The organism is Pseudomonas sp. PS02303 (genome assembly GCF_029959925.1).
GTDB lineage: Bacteria > Pseudomonadota > Gammaproteobacteria > Pseudomonadales > Pseudomonadaceae > Aquipseudomonas > Aquipseudomonas mandelii.
In genome coordinates this window covers 1-24,518 of record NZ_JASCOM010000033.1, presented here as the reverse complement: position 1 = coordinate 24,518, position 24,518 = coordinate 1, and the positions used below count along the sequence as shown (strand labels likewise).

Below are 24,518 nucleotides of genomic sequence, written 5' to 3'. Positions count from 1 at the left end.
GCTGCAGTTTCGGGCATATAATTTGCTTATGTTTGGCGCTCCGGCGCCCTGTAGTGGATGGCGCATGTGCGCCGGCGAATAAGGTGTTAAGCCCCTGCCATGAAACCATCGCTAGTCTTGAGAATGGGCCAGCAGCTGACGATGACACCGCAGCTGCAACAGGCCATCCGCCTGCTCCAATTGTCGACCCTGGACCTGCAACAGGAAATCCAGGAGGCCCTGGAGTCCAATCCGATGCTCGAACGCCAGGAAGAAGGCGACGACTTCGATAACGCCGACCCCTTGGCCGACAAAGCCGAACAGCTCCCCAACGCCGACATTTCGGAACCCTCCTACCAGGAAACCGCCCCGACGGTGGATAACCTCGAGGAAGGCGACTGGAACGAGCGCATTCCCAACGAGCTGCCCGTTGATACCGCGTGGGAAGACGTCTACCAGACCAGTGCCAGCAGCTTGCCGAGCAACGATGACGACGAGTGGGATTTCACCACCCGCACATCGGCCGGTGAAAGCCTGCAAAGCCATTTGTTGTGGCAACTGAACCTGGCACCGATGTCCGACACCGATCGTCTGATCGCCGTGACCCTGATCGACTGCATCAACAATCAGGGCTACCTGGACGAAACCCTCGAGGAAATTCTCGAGGCCTTCGATCCGGAGCTGGACATCGAACTGGACGAAATCGAAGCCGTCCTGCACCGCATCCAGCAATTCGAACCGGCCGGCATTGGCGCCCGCAACCTGGGCGAATGCCTGCTGCTGCAATTGCGCCAACTGCCAGCCAAGACGCCTTGGCTGGCCGAAGCGAAACGCCTGGTCACCGACTACATCGACCTGCTCGGCAGCCGCGATTACAGCCAGCTGATGCGTCGCATGAAGCTCAAGGAAGATGAACTGCGCCAGGTCATCGAACTGGTGCAGAGCCTCAACCCGCGCCCGGGCTCGCAGATCGAGTCCAGTGAAGCCGAATATGTTGTCCCTGACGTGATCGTGCGCAAGGACAATGAGCGCTGGCTGGTCGAGCTGAACCAGGAATCAGTGCCACGGCTGCGGGTCAACGCCCAATACGCCGGTTTTGTGCGCCGCGCCGACACCAGCGCCGACAACACCTTCATGCGCAATCAGTTGCAAGAGGCCCGCTGGTTCATCAAGAGCCTGCAAAGCCGCAACGAAACCCTGATGAAAGTAGCCACTCAGATCGTCGAGCATCAGCGCGGCTTTCTTGAATACGGCGACGAAGCGATGAAGCCGCTGGTCCTGCATGACATCGCCGAAGCGGTGGGGATGCACGAGTCGACGATTTCACGGGTCACCACACAAAAATTCATGCATACCCCTCGGGGCATATATGAACTGAAATACTTTTTCTCCAGCCACGTCAGCACCTCCGAAGGCGGTGAATGCTCGTCCACAGCGATCCGCGCGATCATCAAAAAACTGGTTGCCGCGGAAAATCAGAAAAAGCCGTTGAGTGACAGCAAGATCGCTGGTTTACTGGAGGCACAAGGCATTCAGGTGGCTCGCCGCACCGTCGCCAAGTACCGCGAATCCCTCGGGATCGCGCCTTCGAGCGAACGCAAGCGGTTGATGTAGAGCCACGCCACAGCGTTCCAGTGGCAGGCATTTCTGCCTGCCGCTTTATGCACTGGCAACGAAGGAGAAGCTGTATGCAAGTCAACATCAGTGGACACCAACTGGAAGTGACCGAACCTCTTCGCACCTACATCGGCGAAAAACTCGAACGATTAGAGAGGCATTTCGACAAGATCACCAACGTGCAGGTCACGATGACGGTCGAAAAGCTCAAGCAGAAAATCGAAGCCACGCTGCATATTCCCGGCAATGAAGTGGTCGCAAACGCGGAGCATACCGATATGTACGCGGCGATCGACGCACTGACCGACAAGCTGGATAAACAACTCAAAAAGCATAAGGAAAAGACCCAAAGCCTCCTCCAGGGCGCGACCGGTCGTTAACACTCCCAACCCATGATCCGACTTGAAAGCATCCTGACCCCCGGCCGTTCCCTCGTGAACGTGCCGGGCGGCAGTAAAAAGAAAGCCCTCGAACAAATTGCCAACCTTATCCACAAAGAAGTGCCGGATCTGGAGATGCAAGATGTCTTCGAGGCTCTGATTGCCCGTGAAAAACTCGGCTCAACCGGTTTTGGCAACGGCATCGCCATTCCCCACTGCCGCCTGAAGGGCTGCACCTCGCCCATCAGCGCCCTGATGCACCTTGATGCACCCATTGATTTCGACGCCATCGACGGCGCCCCGGTCGACCTGCTGTTCGTTCTGCTGGTCCCGGAAGCCGCTACCGATGCGCACCTGGAGTTACTGCGCCAGATAGCCAGCATGCTCGACCGCAAGGAAGTGCGCGAAAAACTGCGCAGCGCCCCGAGCAATGAAGCCTTGTATCAGGTTGTCCTGGACGAGCAAAACGGTCATTAACCATGCGCTTGATCATCGTCAGTGGCCGATCCGGCTCAGGTAAAAGTACCGCACTCGATGTTCTCGAGGACAACGGCTACTACTGCATCGACAACCTGCCCGCCGGATTGCTGCCGGAACTGGCCGAGCGCGCGCTGATTCATACCGAGCTGGCACAACCGCTGGTCGCGGTATCCATTGATGCTCGCAACCTGCCGAGTCACCTGTCGCGGTTTCCGGAATTGCTTGAAGAAGTCCGCAGCCGGCATATCAAGTGTGATGTGCTGTACCTGGACGCCGACGAAGAAACGTTGCTCAAACGCTTCTCGGAAACCCGCCGCCGCCACCCGCTGAGTACTGCCCACCGTTCGTTGGCGGAGGCGATTCAGGACGAAACCAGTTTGCTGGGTCCGATCGCCGATCTGGCGGACCTCAAGGTGAACACCACCAACCTGAACCTGTATCAGCTGCGCGATACCATCAAGCTGCGTCTGCTGAACCAGCCAGATAGCGGCACGGCGTTCCTGGTGGAGTCTTTCGGGTTCAAGCGGGGCATGCCGGTTGATGCAGACCTGGTGTTCGACGTGCGCTGCCTGCCCAACCCTTACTGGAAGCCGGAATTGCGCGACCAATCAGGGCTTGATCAACCGGTGGCCGAATACCTGGCGGCACAACCGGACGTCGAAGAGATGTTCCAGGACATCTCCACCTACCTGCTCAAGTGGTTGCCGCGCTTTGCCGCCAGCAACCGCGCTTATGTCACCATTGCCATTGGCTGCACCGGCGGGCATCACCGCTCCGTCTACCTGACCGAACGTCTGGGCCAGGTCCTGCAACAATCCCTGAAGAACGTCCAGGTTCGCCACCGCGACCTCAGCTAAAGGATTCACATCGCGATGCCTGCTCGGGAAATTGAAATCATCAACAAGCTGGGCCTTCATGCCCGCGCTTCGGCAAAATTCGTTGGCGTTGCGGGTCAGTTCCCGGGTTGCACCATCAGAGTAGGACGTACGCCAGAATCCGCGGTCGATGGCAAAAGCATCATGGCCATGATGATGCTTGCGGCCGGCAAGGGCACCAAAATCCACCTGAGCACTGAAGGCGAGCAGGAACAGGAAGCGATGGATGCGCTGGTCGCACTGATCGATAACTACTTCGACGAAGGCGGTTGAACATTCGCCTAAGCGAGCGCCGTATCCATCACCATCATCAAACAAAACCCGATCAACAACCCAAGACTCGCCAGCTTGTCGTGACCATTGCGCCGCGACTCGGGAATCACTTCATGGGTGACCACCAGCAACATCGCCCCCGCCGCCAACGCCAACCCTAACGGCAACAGCAATTCGGCCAGGCTCACCAGCCAGGCGCACAACAGCGCAAAGACCGGTTCCACCAGACCTGATGCCGCACCGATCAGGAAAGCTTTGACCCGCGACATCCCCGCCCCTGCCAGTACCAGCGCGATCACCAACCCTTCCGGCACATCCTGCAACGCAATGCCCATGGCCAGGCTGTCAGCATCCGGCATCCCTCCACCGGCCGAAACCCCGACTGCCATGCCTTCGGGGATGTTATGGGCAATGATGGCAAATACAAACAACCAGATCCGTGGCGGGATGACCGGGCGCTCCAGGGCTCCAACGAGCATTTCCGGCGAGGCGCCCGACACTTTACGGTCCACCAGAAACAGCCCGAACGCGCCAAGCATGATGCCGAAGCTGATAAGGCCACTGGCCGCCCAGGGTGTCAGCCCCAGGCTTTCAGCAGCCGAGATCCCCGGAACGATCAGCGAAAACGCCGTCGCCGCGAGCATCACTCCGGCACCAAAACCGAGCAACGTATCGCTGACCGCCTGCGGCATGCGGCGAATCACCAGCACCGGAACCGCGCCCAACGCAGTGCCCAGGGCACAAATCGCCCCGCCCTGCAGTGCACGCAGCAGCTTGGGTTCGAGATCGAGCCACGCCAGCCCGTGCGCGACCAACAACGACATGCCCGCCAGCAGCAACAGCGATCCCAACGCGTAACGAAACATTCGTCCGCTGCCAAACGCCAGTATTTCAGTGCCCATAGTCAGCCTTGGATTGTTTTTATAGAGGACTTAAACCAGCGCAGCCTGATAACGCGTAGCGACTTCAGGCCAATTGATCACGTTGTAGAACGCATTGATGTAATCCGGACGACGGTTCTGATATTGCAGGTAGTAAGCGTGCTCCCACACATCCAGGCCAAGGATCGGCGTATTGCCATTCATCAACGGGCTGTCCTGGTTGCCGCTACTTTCCACTATCAGGGTCTTTTGCGGCGTGACGCTGAGCCAGGCCCAGCCACTGCCAAAGCGGGTCAGCGCAGCTTTGGTGAAGGCATCCTTGAAACTGTCCAGGCCACCCAGTTGCTCATCAATCGCCTTGGCCAGCGCACCTTCGGGTTTGCCGCCACCGTGAGGCGCCATCACTTCCCAGAACAGCGAATGGTTGGCGTGGCCGCCGCCCTGATTGATCACCGCCGCGCGGAGTTTTTCCGGCAGCTGCCGGACGCTGGCGACCAGTTTTTCCACCGACCACTCGGCAAATTCGGTGCCTTCGACCGCGGCGTTGAGATTATTGATGTAGGTCTGGTGGTGCTTGGTGTAATGGATCTCCATGGTCTGCGCATCGATATGCGGTTCCAGGGCATCGTAAGCGTAAGGCAGGGCAGGCAAGGTAAAAGCCATTTCAATGGACTCCATGGTGTAGAGGCGCAGGCGATACGGTATCGGTGTGCAGCAAACGGTGGGTGCGCGGATATTCGCCGTGGTCGCTGATGAAATTCAGCAGCTCGACATAGGTTTTGCTGCTTTGGCGCTGTGCGGCTTCACGCAGTGCCGGGGGCAGGCGCGGGTCCTGCAGGGTTTGCAGCAACCGCTGATGGATCGCGCACAAATATTCGGCGCTCTCCTCCGGCTGGTTCAGACGCAAATGCAGATCCGCCAGGTTGTGATGGGAAATCACGCAGGCCGCCACCGCTTCGTCGGCATCCGCCCAGCGCTCGAACAACACCTGGGCCAGGGCAAGTGCCTGCAAGTAAGCCTCGCGGGCATCGACCAATTCGCCCAGCATGAAATGGCGATTGGCCCTTTCGATCGTGCGTTTCCAGTGCTCCATGGTGGGCCTCCAAAGCGGTAGCGGTGATTACACGCCGCCTGCGGTGAGCTTCTCTGGGTTGAGTAATTCTTCCAGTTGGCTGCGCGTCAGGTCGGTGTGCTCCAGGGCGACATCGATCACCGGACGCCCCTGTTGATAGGCCTTCTTGGCGATTTCAGCGGCTTTTTGGTAACCAATGATCGGGTTGAGTGCGGTCACCAGAATCGGGTTGCGCGACAGCGCCTCTTTGATTCGAGATTCGTTGACCTTGAAGCTGGCGATGGCCTTCTCACCCAGCAGATGACTGGAGTTGGCCAGCAATTCGATGCTGCTCAGCAGGTTCTGGGCGATGATCGGCAGCATCACGTTCAGCTCGAAATTGCCCGACTGACCGGCGATGGTGATGACTGTGTCATTGCCGATCACTTGGGCGGCGACCATGGCAGTGGCTTCCGGGATCACCGGGTTGACCTTGCCGGGCATGATCGAAGAGCCCGGCTGCAAGGCTTCAAGTTCGATTTCGCCTAGGCCGGCCAGCGGGCCGGAGTTCATCCAGCGCAGGTCGTTGGCGATTTTCATCAGCGAAACCGCTGTCGCTTTAAGCTGGCCGGAGACCGCCACCGCGGTGTCCTGGGAGCCGATCAGCGCAAACAGATCCTTGCCCGGCGTGAACTGAACGTGGGTCAGCTCGCTCAACTGTTGGCTGAAACGCGCTGCGAATTGCGGATGTGCATTGATCCCGGTGCCGACCGCCGTACCGCCCTGAGCCAGGGATTGCAGGCTCGGCAGCAAGTCCTGCAAGTGACCGATGTTGGCCTTGAGCTGCTGCGCCCAGCCATTCAGGACCTGACTCATGCGCACCGGCATGGCGTCCATCAAGTGCGTGCGACCGGTTTTGACGTGGTGATGAACCTCTTCAGCCTTTCGCTCGATGACCTGCACCAGACCCACCAGCGCCGGCAGCAGCTGCTCATGCAAGGCAAGTGCAGCGCTGACATGGATGGTGGTCGGGATAATGTCGTTGCTGCTTTGACCGCAGTTCACATGATCATTAGGGTTCACCGGCTCGCCGAGCAGGCGGCTGGCCAGGGTGGCAATCACTTCGTTGGCGTTCATGTTGGAACTGGTGCCGGAACCGGTCTGGAAGATGTCCACCGGGAAGTGCTGCATGAAGTCGCCCTGAAGCAGCCCCAGCGACGCATCGACGATGGCTTTGCCCTGGGATTCGCTGATTTGCTTGAGCTCGACGTTGGCACGGGCAGCGGCGGCTTTGGCCAGAATCAGCGACCGGATGAACTGCACCGGCATCGGCTTGCCGCTGATCGGGAAGTTATCCACCGCACGTTGCGTCTGTGCGCCATAGAGGGCGTCCACCGGGACTTGAAGCTCGCCCATGCTGTCACGCTCAATACGAGTCTGAGGGTCTGTCATCAGAAAATCCTTGCACCAGTTCGTTTAGGGGAATCGAGGGCTGTAACTCGCAGATCGCCAATTGCCAGGTGTAGCTTTGCCAGCGTTTGAGGCGGCATTTGCACAGAGAGAGGCGTTCGAGTTCGCGCAGCGGGCGCCAGGCTTGGTCGAGGCAGTAAGTCCGCCAGTGCCACGGCAGCGCGACATCGGCGGCGGTGTCGAGCAACAAACGGAAGGACGTCTCGGCGATGGTCCAGGGAGAAGTGGCCGTGCAACACGCCAGATACCGGCCTTCAGCCAGGTAATGTTCGATCAGGCGCGGCTCGTCGGGGTCCATCGCGCAACGGATCTGGCGACTCATCCAGCGCCAGCTTTCGAGGTAAGGCTGCTCGTGCAAGGCAGAACTCATGATCCGGGCTCATTCGGTAATGAGATTTATTATTAGATGATAATGAGAACCAAAACAACCCCGAGAGCACACACCTAAATCCATTGTGGGAGCGAGCCTGCTCGCGAAGGCGACCGAATATTCAATATCTGTGTCGTCTGACACTCCGCTATCGCGAGCAGGCTCACTCCCCCAGGAGGTCGATGAACGGCGCATAAAAAAGGCGCACCACCCAATGGGTGGCGCGCCTTTTTGTGTTGCGGCAAGCATTAGCTGCCCGCGACGGTCATCCGCTCGATCAACACCGAACCGGTGCGAATATTACTGCGCAATTCCAGGTCATTACCGACGGCAACGATCTGCTTGAACATGTCGCGCATGTTGCCGGCGATGGTCACTTCCTGGACCGCGAACTGGATTTCGCCGTTCTCGACCCAGTAACCCGCCGCGCCCCGGGAGTAATCGCCGGTGACCATGTTCAGGCCCTGGCCCATCAGCTCGGTGACCAGCAAGCCACGCCCCATGCGGCGCAGCAAGGCGGCTTGGTCTTCATCACCATGGGTGACGAACAGGTTGTGCACGCCACCCGCGTTGGCGGTGCTCGGCATGCCCAACTTGCGCCCGGAGTAAGTGCCGAGGATGTAGGACACCAACTCGCCTTTCTCGACGAACGGTTTGGCGTAAGTCGCCAGACCATCACCGTCGAACGCCGAACTGCCCATGGCGCGCATCAAGTGTGGACGCTCATCGATGGTCAGCCATTCCGGGAACAGTTTCTGACCCAGCGTGCCTTCAAGGAACGACGATTTGCGATACAGGCTGCCGCCGGAAATCGCCGAGAGGAAGCTGCCGAACAAGCCACCGGCCAGTTCCGCGGAAAACAGCACCGGCACTTCACAGGTCGGCACCGGACGCGCGCCCAATCGGCTCGCGGCCCGTTGCGCGGCACGCTGGCCGATGCTCACCGGGTCGGCCAACAAGTTACCCTGACGGTTCACGTCGTACCAGTAATCGCGCTGCATCTGGCCGTCAGCCTCGGCGATCATCACGCAGCTCAGGCTGTGCCGGGTCGACGCATAACCGCCAATAAAACCGTGGCTGTTGCCGTAAACGCGACAGCCTTGATGGGTGCTGAGGGTCGTGCCGTCGGCGTTCTTGATCCGACTGTCGGCGGCAAATGCCGCGGCTTCGCAGGTCAGCGCCTGCTCGATGGCCTGCTCCGGGGTGATGTCCCATTCATGGAACAGGTCGAAATCCTGCAGATCCCTGGCCATCAGCGCGGCATCTGCCAGGCCGGAAGCTTCGTCTTCGGAGGTGTGCTTGGCGATGGCCAACGCCGCCGCGACGGTTTCACGAATCGCCTCAGGACCACTGGCCGAGGTGCTGGCCGAGCCTTTGCGCTGACCGACGTACAAGGTGATGCCAAAGCCCTGGTCGCGGTTGAATTCGACGGTTTCGACTTCACGCTGGCGCACCGAGGTGGACAGGCCCTGCTCCAGGGACACGGCCACTTCACAGGCACTGGCCCCCTGACGCTTGGCTTCAGCGATGATCTGCTCGACTTGTTCTTGCAGTGCCGGCAACGCTTGTGGGCCGACGCTTTCAACTGCACTCATGCTGTTCTCCACTCAAATTCTGCTTTCGGCTGGGGCCTTCGAGCGACCGGGCCGGACAAGCGGCCCCCGACTGGTTATCATGGCGGCGTTTCTTTGCGGACGGCCACCATGGTTGATTCTTACGACGACTCCCTCGATACGGGAGAAAAAAGCAAATCCCAGGTTAAACGCGAGCTTCATGCTCTGGTTGACCTCGGCGAGCGCCTTACAACGCTCAAGCCTGACTTGCTGGCAAAACTGCCGTTGACCGACGCTATGCGCCGGGCACTGGCTGATGCGCCCAAGCACACCGCGAATATCGCGCGTAAACGGCACCTTATGTTCATCGGCAAACTGATGCGCGATCAGGACACTGACGCCATTCTGGCGCTGCTCGATCAACTCGATGCCTCCACCCGGCAGTACAACGAACGTTTCCATGGCCTGGAACGCTGGCGCGATCGCTTGATCGCGGGCGACGATGCGGTCCTGGAGAAGTTCGTGCTCGACTACCCGGAGGCTGATCGTCAGCAGTTGCGCTCCCTGATCCGTCAGGCCCAGCACGAACTGGCGACCAACAAGCCACCGGCATCGAGCCGTAAAATCTTCAAGTACATCCGTGAGCTGGACGAGACTCAACGCGGCCTGCGTTAAATCTCGAATCGGGTGAGTCGCCAAGCGGCTCACCCGAAGCTCCATCCTTTTACGATCCTGTGCCACCCACAGTGATCGCATCGATTTTCAGCGTTGGCTGGCCGACACCCACCGGCACCGACTGCCCATCCTTGCCACACGTCCCCACGCCACTGTCCAGCGCCAGATCGTTACCGACCATCGACACCTTGCTCATGGCTTCCGGGCCGTTGCCGATCAACGTCGCGCCTTTGACCGGGGCAGTGATTTTGCCGTCTTCGATCAGGTACGCCTCGCTGGTGGAGAACACGAACTTGCCGCTGGTGATGTCCACCTGCCCGCCGCCGAGGTTGGCGCAATAGATGCCGCGCTTGACCGACTTGATGATTTCTTCCGGGTCGCTTTCGCCGGCCAGCATGTAGGTGTTGGTCATCCGCGGCATCGGCAGATGCGCATAGGACTCACGACGACCGTTGCCGGTGCGGGCCACGCCCATCAGGCGTGCGTTGAGCTTGTCTTGCATGTAACCCTTGAGCACGCCGTTTTCGATCAATGTGGTGCACTCGGTCGGGGTGCCTTCGTCGTCGACGCTCAGGGAGCCACGACGACCGGCCAGCGTGCCGTCATCGACGATGGTGCACAACTTGGACGCAACCATCTCGCCCATGCGCCCGCTGTAGGCCGAACTGCCCTTGCGGTTGAAATCACCTTCCAGACCGTGGCCGACCGCTTCGTGCAGCAGCACGCCGGACCAGCCCGAACCCAACACCACCGGCAACGTACCGGCCGGCGCAGGAATGGCTTCAAGGTTGACCAGCGCCTGACGCAGCGCTTCACGGGCGTAGCCCATGGCACGGTCATCGCTGAGGAAATAGCGGTAATCGGTACGACCGCCACCGCCATGACCACCGCGCTCGCGGCGACCGTTTTGCTCGACGATCACGCTGACGTTGAAGCGCACCAGCGGCCGCACATCGGCGGCCAGGCTACCGTCGGTCGAAGCGACAAGAATGCGCTCCCAGACGCCGGCCATGCTCACCGTGACTTGCTGGATACGCGGGTCGAGGGCGCGAGTCGCGACGTCGATGCGCTTGAGCAGTTCGACTTTTTCCGCGCGGCTCATCACTTCCAGCGGGTTGTCCGGCCCGTACAACTGGGTGACGTCCGCCGAGGTGAACGCCTGCACCGTGCCATTCTGCCCGGCGCGAGAGATCGAACGTGCCGCCCGGGCCGCAGCGCCGAGGGCTTCCAGGGTGATGGCATTGCTGTAGGCGAAACCGGTTTTTTCACCCGATTGCGCACGCACGCCCACGCCTTGGTCGAGGTTGAAGCTGCCCTCCTTGACGATCCCGTCTTCCAGCGCCCAGGACTCGGAAATCTGCCCCTGGAAATACAGATCCGCCGCATCGATGCCCGGACCGGCCAGATCGCCGAGCACACCTTGCAGGCTCTCGATCGTTACGCCACCGGGCGCCAGGAGGTGTTCACTGACGGAGGACAACAACTCGCTCATATGTTTACGCCTTAAATTCGTCGTTCCGGGCAGGTCGCTGTGCGCCCTGCGAGAAAAAGCGCCGGTGACTGGACACCGGCATCCGCGTCCTGATGGACGCCTGTTCGCTGCTATCGCGTTCGGCCAGCAGCACGGCCTCGCCTTGATCCTGTTGTGCCAGCACGCGTCCCCAAGGGTCGACGATTGCAGCGTGCCCCCAGGTTTCTCGCGGTCCCGGATGCGTCCCACCCTGAGCGGCCGCGAGCACATAACATTGAGTCTCGATGGCCCGCGCGCGAATCAGCACCTCCCAATGTGCTGCGCCGGTCACCGCGGTAAATGCCGACGGTGCGGTAATCAATTGCGCGCCCGCAGCCCGCAATTCACTGTACAACTCCGGGAAACGCAGGTCGTAACACACTGTCAGGCCGACCCGGCCGACGGGCGTGTCCGCCACCACAACCCCACTGCCATAAGCATAGTCATCGGATTCGCGATAACGCCCGCGATTGTCTGCCACATCCACGTCGAACAGGTGCAGCTTGTCGTAGCGCGCCACCGTTTCGCCCTGATCATTGACCAGCAACGAACAGGCATGCGCCTTGGACGTCGGATGGCCCAACGGCGGCAACGGCAACGTGCCGGCCACTATCCATAACTTGAGGTCACGGGCGGTCTGTTTCAACCACGGCAGGATCGGACCTTCACCCAACGCCTCGGCGCGGCCGATGTCAGCAATGTCGCGACGGCCCATGGCGGCGAAGTTTTCCGGCAGCACCGCCAGCTGCGCGCCACCCGCCGCCGCCTCTTCGAGCAGATGCCGGGCCCGGGCCAGGTTGGCCAGCACGTCGCTCTGGCTGACCATTTGAATCACCGCAAAAGACATGGCCTTTTCCTTATCGGGAATCAACACAACCCTGTAAGAACGAGGCTTGCCCGCGAAGGCATCTTGCCTGACACACCGCGGTGCGTCGATTCGCGGACAAGCCTCGCGCCTACAAAGATCAGGGGCGTAGCATCAGAACCGAGGACCATGCTACTCCATAGATCTGGAGAGTGGCTTTTCAAAAAGGCTTGTCGAAGGTGATTTTCGGCTCTTTCCATGGGCCTTTGACGGTGTATTTGACGCTGGCGAAACGTGCCACGCGGTCACCGATCAGCTTGTCGATCAGGAACAGCGCACCGCCGATGGCCGGTGCGCCGACAATCAACGCGGCAATCGGCAGGTTGTTGGTCACCGGCAAAGTCACCAGCAGTTTTGCGTCAACCTGATCGGCCACCAGGTTCAGGGTACCGTTCAGTTCGATGTTGCTCGACGGGCCAGTCAGCAGGATCGGTTCCTGCGTCACATAAACCCCGTTGGTCGCGGCCAGCAGACCTTTGACCCGGTCATAACTCAAGCCTTTGCCGAACAGGTCGGAGAAGTCCAGGCGCAGACGACGACCGATCGAGTTGAAGTTGAGCAGGCCAAACACCCGCAGGGCCTGGGCGCTGCCTTCGACCTCAACGAACTGGCCTTTATTCAACGAAGCATCGAGGGTGCCGGAGAAACGTTTGGTGGCCAGCCACGCCGGTGAACCCGGCCAGCGACCGTCGACATCCATGTGAAACTCTTCACTGGTGACGCTCGGCGCGAAACCCCAGCCTTTGAGCACGTCAGCGAGATTCTTGCCGCTGATCCGTCCTTTGTACCAACTGCTGGAGCTGCCGGGTATGCCCTCCCAGCCGCCACTGCCCTGCAACAAAATACCTTTGAGGCCCAGGTCCAGAGTATTGAGCGCAATACCTTTGGCAGTCGGACGGACTTTCAGATACCAGGCGCCGACGAGGTCCTTCCCCTGGAACAGCTGATTGATGGTGATGTCCAGCGCCGGGATCTTGGTCGGATCCACCGAGGCCAGTGGATCCGGTGAGTTTTCGTCGGCGAGGACCGTCGGGTCGGGTGCCGGCAACCGCACGGTTTGCAGATTGATCGCAATCGGCGCGCCTTTCGCATCAGGGATGCTCGCGCTGCCCTTGACCTGCTGACTGTCGAGTTGCAAGGCCCACGCAGCCGGTTTGCGGTTCAACTGCACCGAGGCCTGATCGAGCGTCGTGCCGACACCGCTGAGCTTGCCAACCTTGAAGTCTGCACTGCTGAGCAACTGCTTGGCACTGCCGCCCGGATCCTGGCCAGCGTACTTGTCCGCCAGATCCTTCCATGGCCCGACATCCAGTTCCGACAGCACGCCGCGCACTCGCAGCCCTTTGGCACCGGGCAGCACGGCACTGCCGCCGCCCAGGAACAACTCGCCACGACCGTCGGCAAAATTGCCGGGCGGCGCCGCAAACGTGAAGTCTGCCAGCGCACCATAATTGACCCAGTAGCGGCGTTCCGGCCCTTGCAGGGTCATGCGGAACGTGGTGTCGCGGCCAGCATCGGCAGTCATGCCAAACGGCGCCGGCAAGTCGATCGCCACGCCTTTGAGGCTGGAATTGACCGAGAGCTGGCTGTCAGGACCATCCAGGCTCAGTTGCAGTTGATACGGGATCAGGCCGGACACCGGCAATGGCTGGGTGACGCTCAACCAGTCAGTGAGCTTCTTGACCTCGACCTGACCGGAGGCCGTCACACGAGTCTTGAGATTGCCCGCGCTGCCATCGGCAAAAATCTGCGCGGTGACCGGTTTATCGAAGGCACGCGCAGTGATGTTCTGACCGCTCAAGCCCTTGGCGCTGTCGAAGCGGAAATCACCCTTGAGCTGCGTCAGCTCCAGGGAAGGCTCGGCCAGCTTCAACCGCGCCTTGGCGGTCTTGAAGTCGACAAGAATCTTCGGCTGCTCGCCTTTGACCAGTGGAATATCCAGCTTCAGCTTGCCTTGCAGATCGCCCTCGCCTTCCCATCCGGCAAAGGTTTCAGCCGTGCCGATTGGCGCTTCCTGGAGAATCTTCAGGCCATCACCCAACCCGCCGGAAAACCCGCCGTCGAGGAACAGGTGAACGCTTTGCCCTTCCGGCGCATGGGGAATATTGACGTAAATGTCGCGAACCTGCGTGTCGAGCAATTGGCCCTTACTGGCCAGAACTCGCACGCCACTGTCTTCCACGAACACATCACCGGTGACCTTGCTGACATGCGGCCAACCCGGCTGAAAGGCCAGTTCGGCATCGTGCACCTTGAAGAACAGGCTGATGCTGCGCGCGGTGTCGGCGGCGCCGTGGTTCAGCGAGCCCTGATACTGGAAGAAGCCCTGGTCCACCGCGCCTTTGAGAATCGCCGTGCGCAACCATTCGTCCAGCGCCGGGCTGAGCATGGTCGGCAGGTACTTGGCGGTGTAGCGACCGTCGCCGTCCACCAGGCCGACCCGCAGGTCCATGTAGTCTTCCTGGGTGTGGTCGAAATGCAGGCGGATCAGGAAGTCACCGGCAATCTTGCCCTCCTCCCCCAGCACCTTCAGGTACGGCGCGATCAGGGTGAAGCTTTCCTTGTCGAGCTTCCAGGTCAGCCGGGCGTTGGCCTGAATGTATTGCCACGGCTTGGCGAAAATCGGATCCAGGTGCAGGACAAAATCCTTGCTGTCCATCCGCAGTTCGCCCTGACCGAGGTCACCGCTAATGCTGCCGCTGACATTTCGTGCTGCCGGAGCGCCGTGATACGCGTCGAAGCCGACCTGATCGAGGTTGGCAGCAAAGCTGAACCTGCTGTCATCGGTGGCATTGGGACGCAGATCGATCAGCACGTTGCGCAGCCCACCGGTCACCTTGAGTCGCTCGACCGCGGTGGCAACGCCTTCGGGCAGCGGCCCCAAGGCGTTAATCAGTGGCGTGAGCGGAGTGAGGTCGAGGCGGTCGGCCTGCAAGTGCCAAAGTTCTTCAGCCTTGTCGGTGGCGACGGTTTGTCGAAGTTGCAAGCGCGACTCCCAGCGGGTCTCGCCGAAGTTCATGGCCAGAGAATCAAGGGTCACCAGCATGCCTTCGGTGCTGCGCTGAAAATAACCGTTGAGCGCCAAATTGTTGATCTGGATCGGCTTGCGTTCGCCGAAGGCGCCCTTGAGTTGCGGCGCGTTCAAACGAATTGCGCCGCTTTGCAGCGCGCCCTTGCCCCAGTTCACCCAGAGCTCGCCACCGGCCTTGAACTCGGAGAAGTTCCATTGTCGAGTCAGGCGCTCGGGCAGCCATTTCGACCAGTCGCTTTGCGGCAGGCTCAGGTAGGCCTCGGCCTCGCCGTCCTTCCACTGGCTGGCGCGAATCCGCGTGTGCACACTCATGGCCACCGGTTGACCATCTGGCAGATTAAGACGGACATCGAGGCGCTGGCGGGAGACGCCGGTTTTCAGATTCAGGCCAACGTAGGTCAGGGTCAGCGGCGAGTGGTCCACAGGTTGCAACGTCACCTGACTGTCGATTACCGATAGCTGCTGGACCATTTGCAGGCGGTTGAGCAGTTGCTCCGGATCAAGCGGCTGGTCCTGTTGCACGGGCAACCCTTCCAGCGCCCACTGACCGTCCGCGCCTTCCTTGAGGCTGATCTTCAGGCCGTTGAGTTCCAGGTGGGCAATGCGCACTTCGCGAGCCAACAGGCTTTCCCAAAGGTCTGGCACCGCTCGCACCTGATCCAGGTGCAGGGCGTTGGCGCCCTCGCCGACCGTCACATCGTGCGCCAGCAAAATCGGCGCGAAGCCGCTCCAGTTACCTTCCAGCTTGCCGATCTGCAGCGGCATGCCCAAGGCGGCGCTGGCTTTGGTTTCGACGTCGGCGCGGTATTCGGCCACCAGAGGCGTCAGCTCCCGGCCGAGGCTGACGTACAACGCCATCAACACCAGGACCAACGCGCACAGGCCAAGACCCCAGCGGGTCAGTGCGGCCAAAATGCGTGTCAGACGTTCCATGTCAGTTGGCTCCCATGGCAAAAATACTGCAAAAAGCTGAGGCCAGCCGTTCTAGTAAGGGTGAAACACAGCGATTCAGAGCAGCACCACGTCGTATTGTTCCTGGGAATACATGGTTTCCACCTGGAAGCGAATGGTGCGTCCGATAAATCCTTCAAGCTCAGCGACATTACCCGACTCTTCATCAAGCAAACGGTCGACGACTTTCTGGTTCGCCAATACACGATAGCCTTCCGCTTGATAGGCACGCGCCTCGCGGAGGATTTCGCGGAAAATTTCATAGCAGACCGTTTCCGGCGTCTTGAGCTTGCCGCGGCCCTGACAGCTGCTGCACGGTTCGCACAACACTTGTTCGAGGCTTTCACGGGTGCGCTTGCGCGTCATCTGCACCAGGCCCAACTCGGTAATGCCGATGATGTTGGTCTTGGCGTGATCGCGCTCGAGCTGCTTCTCGAGGGTCCGCAGCACCTGGCGCTGGTGCTCTTCGTCTTCCATGTCGATGAAGTCGATGATGATGATCCCGCCCAGATTGCGCAGGCGCAGCTGGCGGGCAATGGCGGTCGCGGCTTCGAGGTTGGTCTTGAAGATGGTTTCTTCGAGGTTGCGATGGCCGACGAACGCCCCGGTGTTGACGTCGATGGTGCTCATGGCTTCGGCCGGGTCGACCACCAGATAACCGCCAGACTTGAGCGGCACTTTGCGCTCGAGGGCTTTCTGGATTTCGTCTTCGACGCCGTACAGGTCGAAAATCGGCCGCTCGCCCGGATAATGCTCAAGACGATCGGCGATTTCCGGCATCAGTTCGGCGACGAACTGCGTGGTTTTCTGAAAGGTTTCCCGAGAGTCGATGCGGATCTTCTCGATCTTCGGGCTCACCAGGTCTCGCAGCGTACGCAACGCCAGGCCGAGGTCCTCGTAGATCACACTCGGCGCACCGATGGTTTTGATCTGCTCGTTGATCTGATCCCAGAGACGGCGCAGGTAGCGGATGTCCATGAGGATTTCATCGGCACCGGCCCCTTCGGCGGCGGTACGCAGGATAAAACCGCCCGCCTCCTTGATGCCTTCTTTGGCCACGCAATCGGTGACGACTTGCTTGAGGCGTTCGCGCTCGGCTTCGTCTTCGATCTTCAGCGAAATGCCGACGTGGGCCGTGCGCGGCATGTACACCAGATAACGCGACGGAATCGACAGCTGAGTGGTCAGGCGTGCGCCTTTGGAGCCGATCGGGTCCTTGGTGACCTGGACGACCAGACTCTGGCCTTCGTGAACCAGCGAGCTGATGCTCTCCACCGCCGGGCCTTCGCGCAAGGATATTTCCGAGGCGTGAATGAACGCCGCGCGGTCCAGGCCGATATCGACGAAGGCGGCTTGCATGCCCGGCAATACCCGCACGACCTTGCCTTTATAGATGTTGCCGACGATCCCGCGCTTTTGCGTGCGCTCGACATGGACCTCTTGCAGGACACCGTTTTCGACCACTGCCACGCGCGATTCCATCGGCGTGATGTTGATCAGAATCTCTTCACTCATGGCAGGGTCTCGTCCAGGCATGTTCACGATAATGGCCGCATCTTGTCAGTACGACGCTCAGCGCGCGTTAAGGGTTTGCCAACAGGGTATGCCGAAATGGCCGAGCAGCTCAGCGGTTTCGCACAGCGGCAGTCCAACCACTGCCGAGTAACTGCCATTGAGCCCGGCGACAAACACCGCGCCCAGTCCTTGAATGCCATAGCCACCGGCCTTGTCCCGGGGTTCGCCACTGGCCCAGTAGGCCGCCGCTTCATCGTGAGCGATGTTGCGAAAGCGCACCAGACTGCGTACGACCCGGGACTCACAACGCTCACCGTCGAGCACCGCAATGGCGGTCAACACTTCGTGTTCCTGACCGGCCAACATCATAAGCATGGCGCACGCATCGGCTTCGTCCACCGGTTTGCCGAGAATTTTCCCGTTGAGCACCACGGCGGTGTCGGCGCCCAGCACGCAAAAATCGGCGTCGGACACGACCGCGCCGCGCCCGGCCTCGGCTTTGCCGCGCGCCAGGCGCTCGACATAGTCCGACGGGGATTCTTGAGTTAAAGGGGTTTCATCGATGTCCGCGCTGATGGCGGAGAACGGCACGCCGATCTGCGTGAGCAGTTCACGCCGACGCGGCGAGCCTGAGGCGAGGTAAAGCACTTTCATCTAGACATCTCCCTGTCGAGGTACTGGCAGATGCCTGACCGAATTAATTGATCTTGTAGCGCCGACGCAAACCGCGCAAACCGTAGCTGATCCACGGCCAGAGTAATGCACTGACCAGTGCTGGCAAGACCAGCGCCAGTGTGGGCTGTCGATTGCCGGTCAAAGCGCTGAGCCATAGTTGAACAAGCTGCGCGAGGCCGAAGATGACCAGGATCACCAGGCTCTGTTGCCACATCGGGAACATGCGCAGGCGCTGTTGCAGCGACAGCACCAGGAAGGTGATCAGGGTCAGGATCAACGCGTTCTGGCCCAGCAACGTGCCGTACAGCACGTCTTCGGCCAGGCCCAGGCACCACGCGGTGACCATGCCGACCTTCTGCGGCAAGTACAACGCCCAGAAGGCCAGCAGCAAGGCCAGCCAGAGCGGACGGAGGATTTCCATGAATTGCGGCAGCGGTGAAACGCTGAGCAGCATACCAATGGCAAACGTCAGCCAGATCATCCAGTCATTTCGGGATGCGGTTGCACCGACCATTATTCTCGTCCCCCTGTGGAAGCCGGCGCGGAGACAGGCGGTTTGGTGGCAGGCTTCACCGCGGCCGGTTGAGTGGCCGGCGGTTTGGTTGCGGCAGGTTGCGATGCGGGGGGCTTGGCGGCCGCAGGTTTGGCCGGGGGTGCCGCCGGTGCTGGTGCTGCCGGTGCTGGTGCTGCCGGTGTTGCGGCGGGCGTAGCAGCAGGCGCGGGCACCACCACGGTCGCCGGCACAGGTTTAGGCACGGTCGCCGGAATGATCGGCCCACCGCCGTGCTGGTCCAGTGCTTCTTGCGCCTGGGCCGCGTCGTTGGCGCGCTCTTCGGCTGTTCGACCGTCGGTGAACACCAGCAGCAGGTAACGGCTGCGGTTCAACGCCGCGGTCGGCACGGCACGCACGATGGCAAACGGCTGGCCGGAATCGTGGATCACTTCCTTGACCGTCGCAACCGGGTAACCCGCAGGGAATCGCTGACCGAGACCGGAACTGACCAGCAGATCGCCTTCCTTGATATCAGCCGTGTCCGCGACGTGACGCAGTTCCAGGCGCTCCGGGTTGCCGGTGCCGCTGGCAATCGCCCGCAGACCGTTGCGGTTCACCTGCACCGGAATGCTGTGGGTAGTGTCGGTCAGCAACAGCACACGGGAGGTGTAAGGCATCAATTCGACCACCTGGCCCATCAGGCCGCGGGCATCGAGCACCGGCTGACCGAGGACCACACCGTCACGCTCACCTTTATTGATGATGATGCGATGGGTGAAGGGGTTGGGGTCCATGCCGATCAACTCGGCCACTTCGACCTTCTCGTTGACCAGCGCAGAGGAATTGAGCAACTCGCGCAGCCGAACGTTCTGCTCGGTGAGGGCGGCAAGCTTTTGCATGCGACCCTGCAACAGCAGGTTTTCGGTCTTGAGTTTTTCGTTTTCGGCGACGAGCTCGGTACGGCTGCCGAACTGGCTGGCCACCCCCTGCCATAACCGCTGCGGCAGGTCCGTGATCCAGTAAGACTGCATCAGTACCAGCGACATTTGGCTACGCACTGGCTTGAGCAGTGTGAAGCGGGCATCGACCACCATCAGCGCAACCGATAGCACGACCAGCACCAACAAGCGCACGCCCAGTGAAGGCCCTTTGGTGAAAAGCGGTTTAATAAGCCGCTCCTCCCAGGCAAATGTTTTGTTTATTCATACGGCAGACCGGCCTGGATACAGACTGACAGAAGGTAAACGCAAACAGGCAGCACTGCAAAGTGCCGCCTGCGCGCTCAACAGCATAGATGCATCGGGCGAGATCACTCGCTCGACAGCAGGTCCATGGTGTGTTTATCCATCATTTCCAATGCACGGCCACCGCCGCGAGCAACGCAGGTCAGCGGGTCTTCGGCAACGATCACCGGCAGACCTGTTTCCTGGGCCAGCAACTTGTCGAGGTCACGCAACAAGGCGCCACCGCCGGTCAGTACCAGGCCACGCTCGGCGATGTCGGAAGCCAGTTCCGGAGGCGATTGCTCCAGCGCACTTTTCACAGCCTGAACGATGGTGGCCAGGGACTCTTGCAGAGCTTCCAGCACTTCGTTGGAGTTCAGGGTGAAGGCACGTGGAACGCCTTCGGCCAGGTTACGGCCACGAACGTCGACTTCACGCACTTCGCCGCCCGGGTAGGCCGTACCGATTTCCTGCTTGATGCGCTCGGCGGTGGATTCGCCGATCAGGCTGCCGTAGTTGCGACGCACATAGGTGATAATCGCTTCGTCGAAGCGGTCGCCGCCAACACGAACGGATTCGGCGTACACCACACCGTTCAGGGAGATCAGCGCGATTTCAGTGGTACCGCCACCGATATCGACGACCATCGAACCGCGTGCTTCTTCAACCGGCAGGCCGGCACCGATCGCGGCAGCCATCGGCTCTTCGATCAGGAATACTTCACGTGCACCGGCACCAAGGGCCGATTCACGGATGGCACGACGCTCAACCTGGGTGGATTTGCACGGAACGCAGATCAGCACACGCGGGCTTGGCTGCAGGAAGCTGTTTTCGTGAACCTTGTTGATAAAGTATTGCAGCATCTTTTCGCAGACGCTGAAGTCGGCAATCACGCCGTCCTTCATCGGACGAATGGCAGCAATGTTGCCCGGCGTACGGCCAAGCATACGCTTCGCCTCGGTGCCGACAGCAACGACACTTTTCTGGTTACCGTGTGTCCGAATAGCCACAACCGATGGCTCATTCAGGACGATACCGCGCTCGCGCACGTAAATAAGGGTGTTGGCAGTGCCCAGGTCAATGGAAAGATCGCTGGAAAACATGCCACGCAGTTTCTTGAACATGGGAAAGGGACCCTAGGCAACGCGTGGGTAAAAAAGTGCGGCAAACTCTAACAACGACAGGGATTTTGGGCAAGGCGCCAATATGTTAAATTGGCCGCTTTTCTGTGCACCAACCCCCACAATCGCGGCCTTATGACCGTAGAAATGCGGTAGTGTTCCGACAATCTAACACACGGACGCCGTCCGTTCTGTTTTCCACTGGAGATTCCCATGGCGCTTGAACGCTCCGACGTGGAAAAAATCGCTCATCTGGCCTGCCTTGGCCTCAATGATGCCGATCTTCCACACATTACTTCAGCCCTGAACAGCATTCTCGGGCTGGTCGACGAAATGCAGGCGGTCAATACCGACGGTATCGAGCCGCTCGCCCACCCACTGGAAGCCAGCCAGCGCCTGCGTGCAGACGTCGTGACCGAGACCAATCATCGCGAGGCCTACCAGTCCATCGCACCAGCGGTCGAAAACGGCCTGTACCTGGTTCCGAAAGTCATCGACTAAAGGGAAAGAGCCTGCAATGCATCAATTGACTCTGGCCGAGATCGCCCGCGGACTCGCCGATAAAAAGTTTTCTTCCGAAGAGCTGACCAAAACCCTGCTGGCGCGTATCGCCCAGCTCGATCCGCAGCTCAACAGCTTCATCAGCCTCACCGAAGACCTGGCGCTCCAGCAGGCGAAAGCCGCTGACGCACGCCGCGCCAAAGGTGAGAGCGGCGCCCTGCTCGGCGCGCCGATCGCCCACAAAGACCTGTTCTGCACCCTGGGCATCCGCACCAGCTGTGGCTCGAAGATGCTCGACAACTTCAAAGCCCCGTACGACGCCACGGTCGTCGCCAAACTGGCGGCTGCCGGCGCAGTGACCCTGGGCAAGACCAACATGGACGAGTTCGCCATGGGGTCGGCCAACGAGTCGAGCTACTACGGCCCGGTGAAAAACCCGTGGAACCTGGAATACGTTCCGGGCGGTTCGTCCGGCGGTTCGGCTGCAGCCGTTGCCGCTCGTCTGTTGCCGGCAGCCACCGGCACCGACACCGGCGGCTCGATCCGCCAGCCTGCCGCACTGACCAACCTGACCGGCCTGAAACCGACGTACGGTCGTGTTTCGCGCTGGGGCATGATTGCCTACGCGTCCAGCCTCGATCAGGGCGGCCCTCTGGCTCGCACCGCCGAAGACTGCGCGATCCTGCTGCAAGGCATGGCCGGTTTCGACCCGCAAGATTCCACCAGCATCGACGAGCCAGTGCCGGATTACAGCGCCAGCCTCAACGGCTCGCTGCAAGGCCTGCGCATCGGCGTGCCTAAGGAATACTTTGGCGCCGGCCTCGACCCGCGCATTGCCGATCTGATCCACAACAGCATCAAGGAGCTGGAAAAGCTCGGTGCCGTGATCAAGGAAATCAGCCTGCCGAACATGCAGCACGCGATCCCGGCGTACTACGTGATCGCCCCGGCGGAAGCGTCTTCCAACCTGTCGCGTTTCGACGGCGTGCGCTTTGGCCATCGCTGCGAGAACCCGAAAGACCTGATCGATCTGTACAAGCGTTCCCGTGGCGAAGGTTTCGGCCCGGAAGTGCAGCGCCGGATCATGGTCGGTGCCTACGCGCTGTCGGCCGGTTACTACGACGCCTACTACTTGAAGGCGCAGAAGATCCGTCGCTTGATCAAGAACGACTTCATGGCAGCCTTTAATGAGGTCGACATCATTCTCGGCCCAACCACGCCGAACCCGGCCTGGAAGCTCGGTGCCAAAAACAGCGACCCGGTGGCTGCGTACCTGGAAGACGTCTACACCATCACCGCCAACCTCGCGGGCCTGCCGGGCTTGTCCATGCCTGCCGGTTTCGTCGATGGCCTGCCGGTCGGCGTGCAATTGCTCGCCCCGTATTTCCAGGAAGGTCGCCTGTTGAACGTTGCCCATCAGTATCAATTGAACACTGACTGGCACACCCGCACCCCAACCGGCTTCTGAGGAGAAACACATGCAATGGGAAGTCGTGATCGGGCTGGAGATTCATACCCAGCTCACCACCCGGTCGAAAATCTTTTCCGGTAGCTCCACCACGTTCGGTTCCGAGCCGAACACCCAGGCCAGCCTCGTTGACCTCGGCATGCCTGGCGTACTGCCGGTGCTGAACCAGGAAGCCGTGCGCATGGCCGTGATGTTCGGCCTGGCGATCGATGCCGAGATCGGCCAGCACAACGTGTTCGCCCGTAAAAACTATTTCTACCCGGATCTGCCGAAGGGCTACCAGATCAGCCAGATGGAATTGCCGATCGTCGGCAAGGGCCACCTGGACATCGCCATGGAAGACGGCACGATCAAACGTGTCGGTGTCACCCGTGCGCACCTGGAAGAAGACGCCGGTAAAAGCCTGCACGAAGAGTTCAACGGCGCCACCGGCATCGACCTGAACCGTGCCGGCACGCCGCTGCTGGAAATCGTCTCCGAGCCGGACATGCGCAGCGCCAAGGAAGCCGTGGCCTACGTCAAGACCATCCACGCGCTGGTACGTTACCTGGGCATCTGCGACGGAAACATGGCCGAAGGCTCGCTGCGTTGTGACTGCAACGTGTCGATCCGCCCGAAAGGCCAGGTTGAATTCGGCACGCGCTGCGAGATCAAGAACGTCAACTCGTTCCGCTTCATCGAGAAGGCGATCAACAGCGAAGTGCGTCGTCAGATCGAGCTGATCGAAGACGGCGGCAAAGTGATCCAGCAGACCCGCCTGTACGATCCGAACAAGGACGAAACCCGTCCGATGCGCAGCAAAGAGGAAGCCAACGACTACCGTTACTTCCCCGACCCGGACCTGCTGCCGGTGGTCATCGAAGACTCGTTCCTCGACGAAGTACGCGCCACGCTGCCGGAATTGCCACCACAGAAACGCGAGCGCTTCCAGGCGCAGTTCGGCCTGTCGGTGTATGACGCCAGCGTCCTGGCCACCAGCCGCGAGCAAGCCGATTACTTCGAGAAAGTCGTGAGCATCAGCGGCGACGCCAAGCTGGCGGCCAACTGGGTGATGGTTGAACTGGGCAGCCTGCTGAACAAGCAAGGCGTTGAAATCGACCAGTCGCCGGTCTCGGCCGAGCAACTGGGCGGCATGCTGCTGCGCATCAAGGACAACACCATCTCCGGCAAGATCGCCAAGGTGGTGTTTGAAGCGATGGCCAACGGCGAAGGCAGCGCGGACGAGATCATCGACAAGCGCGGCCTCAAGCAAGTGACCGACAGCGGCGCGATCTCGGCGGTGCTGGACGAAATGCTCGCGGCCAACGCCGAGCAGGTCGAGCAATACCGCGCGGCAGACGAAGCCAAACGCGGCAAGATGTTCGGCTTCTTCGTCGGCCAGGCCATGAAAGCCTCCAAAGGCAAGGCCAACCCGCAACAGGTCAACGAACTGCTGAAAAGCAAGCTCGAAGGCTGATGAGCATGGAGCCAGATGTAAAGCCTGGCTCCGATCCCTGTGGGAGCGAGCCTGCTCGCGATGACGGCAGCACATCCAACATTGATGTGTCAGACAGCCCGCCAT

Annotated in this window: 23 protein-coding genes; 9 read left to right on the top strand and 14 right to left on the bottom strand. The window is 60.5% G+C overall.

Annotated features, from left to right (window positions below):
• The first annotated feature begins 99 nt into the window (after positions 1-99).
• The 5 genes from QMX98_RS11170 to QMX98_RS11150 all read left to right on the top strand — a co-directional run bounded on the left by QMX98_RS11170 (position 100) and on the right by QMX98_RS11150 (position 3,604).
• The gene (locus QMX98_RS11170) at positions 100-1,593 is read left to right on the top strand and encodes an RNA polymerase factor sigma-54 (protein ID WP_010463324.1); all 1,494 of its coding nucleotides are present in this window, start codon (positions 100-102) and stop codon (positions 1,591-1,593) included.
• Between the two features lie 74 nt (positions 1,594-1,667).
• Positions 1,668-1,976, top strand: coding sequence for a ribosome-associated translation inhibitor RaiA (gene raiA, locus QMX98_RS11165; protein WP_007941242.1), 309 nt, complete (start codon positions 1,668-1,670; stop codon positions 1,974-1,976).
• Positions 1,977-1,988: 12 nt separating this feature from the next.
• Positions 1,989-2,453 carry a PTS IIA-like nitrogen regulatory protein PtsN gene (gene ptsN / locus QMX98_RS11160; protein WP_056742951.1) on the top strand — a complete coding sequence of 155 codons (465 nt, stop codon included), beginning with the start codon at positions 1,989-1,991 and terminating at the stop codon, positions 2,451-2,453.
• A gap of 2 nt (positions 2,454-2,455) precedes the next feature.
• Positions 2,456-3,313, top strand: a complete 858-nt coding sequence (rapZ, locus tag QMX98_RS11155; RefSeq protein ID WP_145306962.1) for an RNase adapter RapZ — start codon at positions 2,456-2,458, stop codon at positions 3,311-3,313.
• A gap of 15 nt (positions 3,314-3,328) precedes the next feature.
• Entirely contained in the window at positions 3,329-3,604 is a 276-nt protein-coding gene (locus QMX98_RS11150; RefSeq protein ID WP_221108290.1) for an HPr family phosphocarrier protein, read from the top strand.
• 8 nt (positions 3,605-3,612) lie between these two features.
• On the opposite strand, the gene QMX98_RS11145 is transcribed toward QMX98_RS11150, so the two are convergent.
• From QMX98_RS11145 to pmbA, 6 genes are all read right to left on the bottom strand, one after another.
• Complete coding sequence (locus tag QMX98_RS11145; RefSeq protein WP_282410763.1) at positions 3,613-4,506, bottom strand: ZIP family metal transporter; 894 nt, start codon at positions 4,504-4,506, stop codon at positions 3,613-3,615.
• A gap of 30 nt (positions 4,507-4,536) precedes the next feature.
• Positions 4,537-5,148, bottom strand: coding sequence for a superoxide dismutase (locus QMX98_RS11140; RefSeq protein WP_282410762.1), 612 nt, complete (start codon positions 5,146-5,148; stop codon positions 4,537-4,539).
• 1 nt (position 5,149) lies between these two features.
• Entirely contained in the window at positions 5,150-5,578 is a 429-nt protein-coding gene (locus QMX98_RS11135; protein WP_221108288.1) for a hypothetical protein, read from the bottom strand.
• 27 nt (positions 5,579-5,605) lie between these two features.
• Positions 5,606-6,988: a class II fumarate hydratase gene (locus QMX98_RS11130; protein ID WP_077747420.1), complete on the bottom strand. Its 1,383-nt coding sequence runs from the start codon at positions 6,986-6,988 to the stop codon at positions 5,606-5,608.
• Positions 6,963-7,376, bottom strand: coding sequence for a FagA protein (locus tag QMX98_RS11125; RefSeq protein WP_077747419.1), 414 nt, complete (start codon positions 7,374-7,376; stop codon positions 6,963-6,965). Before QMX98_RS11125 ends, QMX98_RS11130 begins: the two co-directional genes overlap by 26 nt.
• A gap of 248 nt (positions 7,377-7,624) precedes the next feature.
• Entirely contained in the window at positions 7,625-8,971 is a 1,347-nt protein-coding gene (pmbA, locus tag QMX98_RS11120; RefSeq protein WP_010463346.1) for a metalloprotease PmbA, read from the bottom strand.
• Positions 8,972-9,079: 108 nt separating this feature from the next.
• Between pmbA and yjgA the strand changes: the two genes are divergently transcribed.
• Positions 9,080-9,604 carry a ribosome biogenesis factor YjgA gene (yjgA, locus tag QMX98_RS11115; protein ID WP_010463348.1) on the top strand — a complete coding sequence of 175 codons (525 nt, stop codon included), beginning with the start codon at positions 9,080-9,082 and terminating at the stop codon, positions 9,602-9,604.
• Positions 9,605-9,653: 49 nt separating this feature from the next.
• Here the strand turns inward: yjgA and tldD are convergent, their stop codons facing one another.
• The 8 genes from tldD to mreB form a co-directional block, all read right to left on the bottom strand.
• Entirely contained in the window at positions 9,654-11,096 is a 1,443-nt protein-coding gene (tldD, locus tag QMX98_RS11110) for a metalloprotease TldD (protein WP_010463350.1), read from the bottom strand.
• A gap of 4 nt (positions 11,097-11,100) precedes the next feature.
• Entirely contained in the window at positions 11,101-11,961 is an 861-nt protein-coding gene (locus tag QMX98_RS11105; RefSeq protein WP_154503111.1) for a carbon-nitrogen hydrolase family protein, read from the bottom strand.
• Positions 11,962-12,139: 178 nt separating this feature from the next.
• A complete protein-coding gene (locus QMX98_RS11100; RefSeq protein WP_282410761.1) occupies positions 12,140-15,943 on the bottom strand; it encodes a YhdP family protein in 3,804 nt (1,267 codons plus the stop codon).
• A gap of 75 nt (positions 15,944-16,018) precedes the next feature.
• The gene (gene rng, locus QMX98_RS11095; RefSeq protein WP_102595727.1) at positions 16,019-17,476 is read right to left on the bottom strand and encodes a ribonuclease G; all 1,458 of its coding nucleotides are present in this window, start codon (positions 17,474-17,476) and stop codon (positions 16,019-16,021) included.
• Between the two features lie 57 nt (positions 17,477-17,533).
• Positions 17,534-18,130 (bottom strand): Maf family protein, encoded by a 597-nt coding sequence (locus tag QMX98_RS11090; protein ID WP_077747418.1) that lies wholly within the window; start codon positions 18,128-18,130, stop codon positions 17,534-17,536.
• A 43-nt stretch (positions 18,131-18,173) separates the two neighbouring features.
• On the bottom strand, positions 18,174-18,665 hold the full coding sequence (gene mreD / locus QMX98_RS11085) for a rod shape-determining protein MreD (RefSeq protein WP_010463359.1): 492 nt from the start codon (positions 18,663-18,665) through the stop codon (positions 18,174-18,176).
• Positions 18,665-19,813 (bottom strand): rod shape-determining protein MreC, encoded by a 1,149-nt coding sequence (mreC, locus tag QMX98_RS11080; protein WP_282410769.1) that lies wholly within the window; start codon positions 19,811-19,813, stop codon positions 18,665-18,667. Before mreC ends, mreD begins: the two co-directional genes overlap by 1 nt.
• A gap of 140 nt (positions 19,814-19,953) precedes the next feature.
• Complete coding sequence (gene mreB / locus QMX98_RS11075) at positions 19,954-20,991, bottom strand: rod shape-determining protein MreB (RefSeq protein WP_002555108.1); 1,038 nt, start codon at positions 20,989-20,991, stop codon at positions 19,954-19,956.
• A gap of 210 nt (positions 20,992-21,201) precedes the next feature.
• On the opposite strand from mreB, the gene gatC reads away from it, so the two are divergent.
• Genes gatC through gatB form a run of 3 tightly spaced genes read left to right on the top strand, consistent with a single transcriptional unit; the run spans position 21,202 to position 24,413 of the window.
• The gene (gene gatC / locus QMX98_RS11070) at positions 21,202-21,489 is read left to right on the top strand and encodes an Asp-tRNA(Asn)/Glu-tRNA(Gln) amidotransferase subunit GatC (protein ID WP_007901429.1); all 288 of its coding nucleotides are present in this window, start codon (positions 21,202-21,204) and stop codon (positions 21,487-21,489) included.
• Positions 21,490-21,505: 16 nt separating this feature from the next.
• Positions 21,506-22,957, top strand: a complete 1,452-nt coding sequence (gene gatA / locus QMX98_RS11065) for an Asp-tRNA(Asn)/Glu-tRNA(Gln) amidotransferase subunit GatA (RefSeq protein ID WP_077747416.1) — start codon at positions 21,506-21,508, stop codon at positions 22,955-22,957.
• Between the two features lie 10 nt (positions 22,958-22,967).
• Positions 22,968-24,413 carry an Asp-tRNA(Asn)/Glu-tRNA(Gln) amidotransferase subunit GatB gene (gene gatB / locus QMX98_RS11060; RefSeq protein WP_010463367.1) on the top strand — a complete coding sequence of 482 codons (1,446 nt, stop codon included), beginning with the start codon at positions 22,968-22,970 and terminating at the stop codon, positions 24,411-24,413.
• The last annotated feature ends 105 nt before the right edge of the window (positions 24,414-24,518 follow it).

Bases quoted from the DNA above. Each gene is read 5' to 3' on its own strand.
- QMX98_RS11170 (WP_010463324.1), top strand. From the start codon at position 100: ATGAAACCATCGCTAGTCTTGAGAATGGGCCAGCAGCTGACGATGACA.
- raiA (WP_007941242.1), top strand. From the start codon at position 1,668: ATGCAAGTCAACATCAGTGGACACCAACTGGAAGTGACCGAACCTCTT.
- ptsN (WP_056742951.1), top strand. From the start codon at position 1,989: ATGATCCGACTTGAAAGCATCCTGACCCCCGGCCGTTCCCTCGTGAAC.
- rapZ (WP_145306962.1), top strand. From the start codon at position 2,456: ATGCGCTTGATCATCGTCAGTGGCCGATCCGGCTCAGGTAAAAGTACC.
- QMX98_RS11150 (WP_221108290.1), top strand. From the start codon at position 3,329: ATGCCTGCTCGGGAAATTGAAATCATCAACAAGCTGGGCCTTCATGCC.
- QMX98_RS11145 (WP_282410763.1), bottom strand. From the start codon at position 4,506: ATGGGCACTGAAATACTGGCGTTTGGCAGCGGACGAATGTTTCGTTAC.
- QMX98_RS11140 (WP_282410762.1), bottom strand. From the start codon at position 5,148: ATGGCTTTTACCTTGCCTGCCCTGCCTTACGCTTACGATGCCCTGGAA.
- QMX98_RS11135 (WP_221108288.1), bottom strand. From the start codon at position 5,578: ATGGAGCACTGGAAACGCACGATCGAAAGGGCCAATCGCCATTTCATG.
- QMX98_RS11130 (WP_077747420.1), bottom strand. From the start codon at position 6,988: ATGACAGACCCTCAGACTCGTATTGAGCGTGACAGCATGGGCGAGCTT.
- QMX98_RS11125 (WP_077747419.1), bottom strand. From the start codon at position 7,376: ATGAGTTCTGCCTTGCACGAGCAGCCTTACCTCGAAAGCTGGCGCTGG.
- pmbA (WP_010463346.1), bottom strand. From the start codon at position 8,971: ATGAGTGCAGTTGAAAGCGTCGGCCCACAAGCGTTGCCGGCACTGCAA.
- yjgA (WP_010463348.1), top strand. From the start codon at position 9,080: ATGGTTGATTCTTACGACGACTCCCTCGATACGGGAGAAAAAAGCAAA.
- tldD (WP_010463350.1), bottom strand. From the start codon at position 11,096: ATGAGCGAGTTGTTGTCCTCCGTCAGTGAACACCTCCTGGCGCCCGGT.
- QMX98_RS11105 (WP_154503111.1), bottom strand. From the start codon at position 11,961: ATGTCTTTTGCGGTGATTCAAATGGTCAGCCAGAGCGACGTGCTGGCC.
- QMX98_RS11100 (WP_282410761.1), bottom strand. From the start codon at position 15,943: ATGGAACGTCTGACACGCATTTTGGCCGCACTGACCCGCTGGGGTCTT.
- rng (WP_102595727.1), bottom strand. From the start codon at position 17,476: ATGAGTGAAGAGATTCTGATCAACATCACGCCGATGGAATCGCGCGTG.
- QMX98_RS11090 (WP_077747418.1), bottom strand. From the start codon at position 18,130: ATGAAAGTGCTTTACCTCGCCTCAGGCTCGCCGCGTCGGCGTGAACTG.
- mreD (WP_010463359.1), bottom strand. From the start codon at position 18,665: ATGGTCGGTGCAACCGCATCCCGAAATGACTGGATGATCTGGCTGACG.
- mreB (WP_002555108.1), bottom strand. From the start codon at position 20,991: ATGTTCAAGAAACTGCGTGGCATGTTTTCCAGCGATCTTTCCATTGAC.
- gatC (WP_007901429.1), top strand. From the start codon at position 21,202: ATGGCGCTTGAACGCTCCGACGTGGAAAAAATCGCTCATCTGGCCTGC.
- gatA (WP_077747416.1), top strand. From the start codon at position 21,506: ATGCATCAATTGACTCTGGCCGAGATCGCCCGCGGACTCGCCGATAAA.
- gatB (WP_010463367.1), top strand. From the start codon at position 22,968: ATGCAATGGGAAGTCGTGATCGGGCTGGAGATTCATACCCAGCTCACC.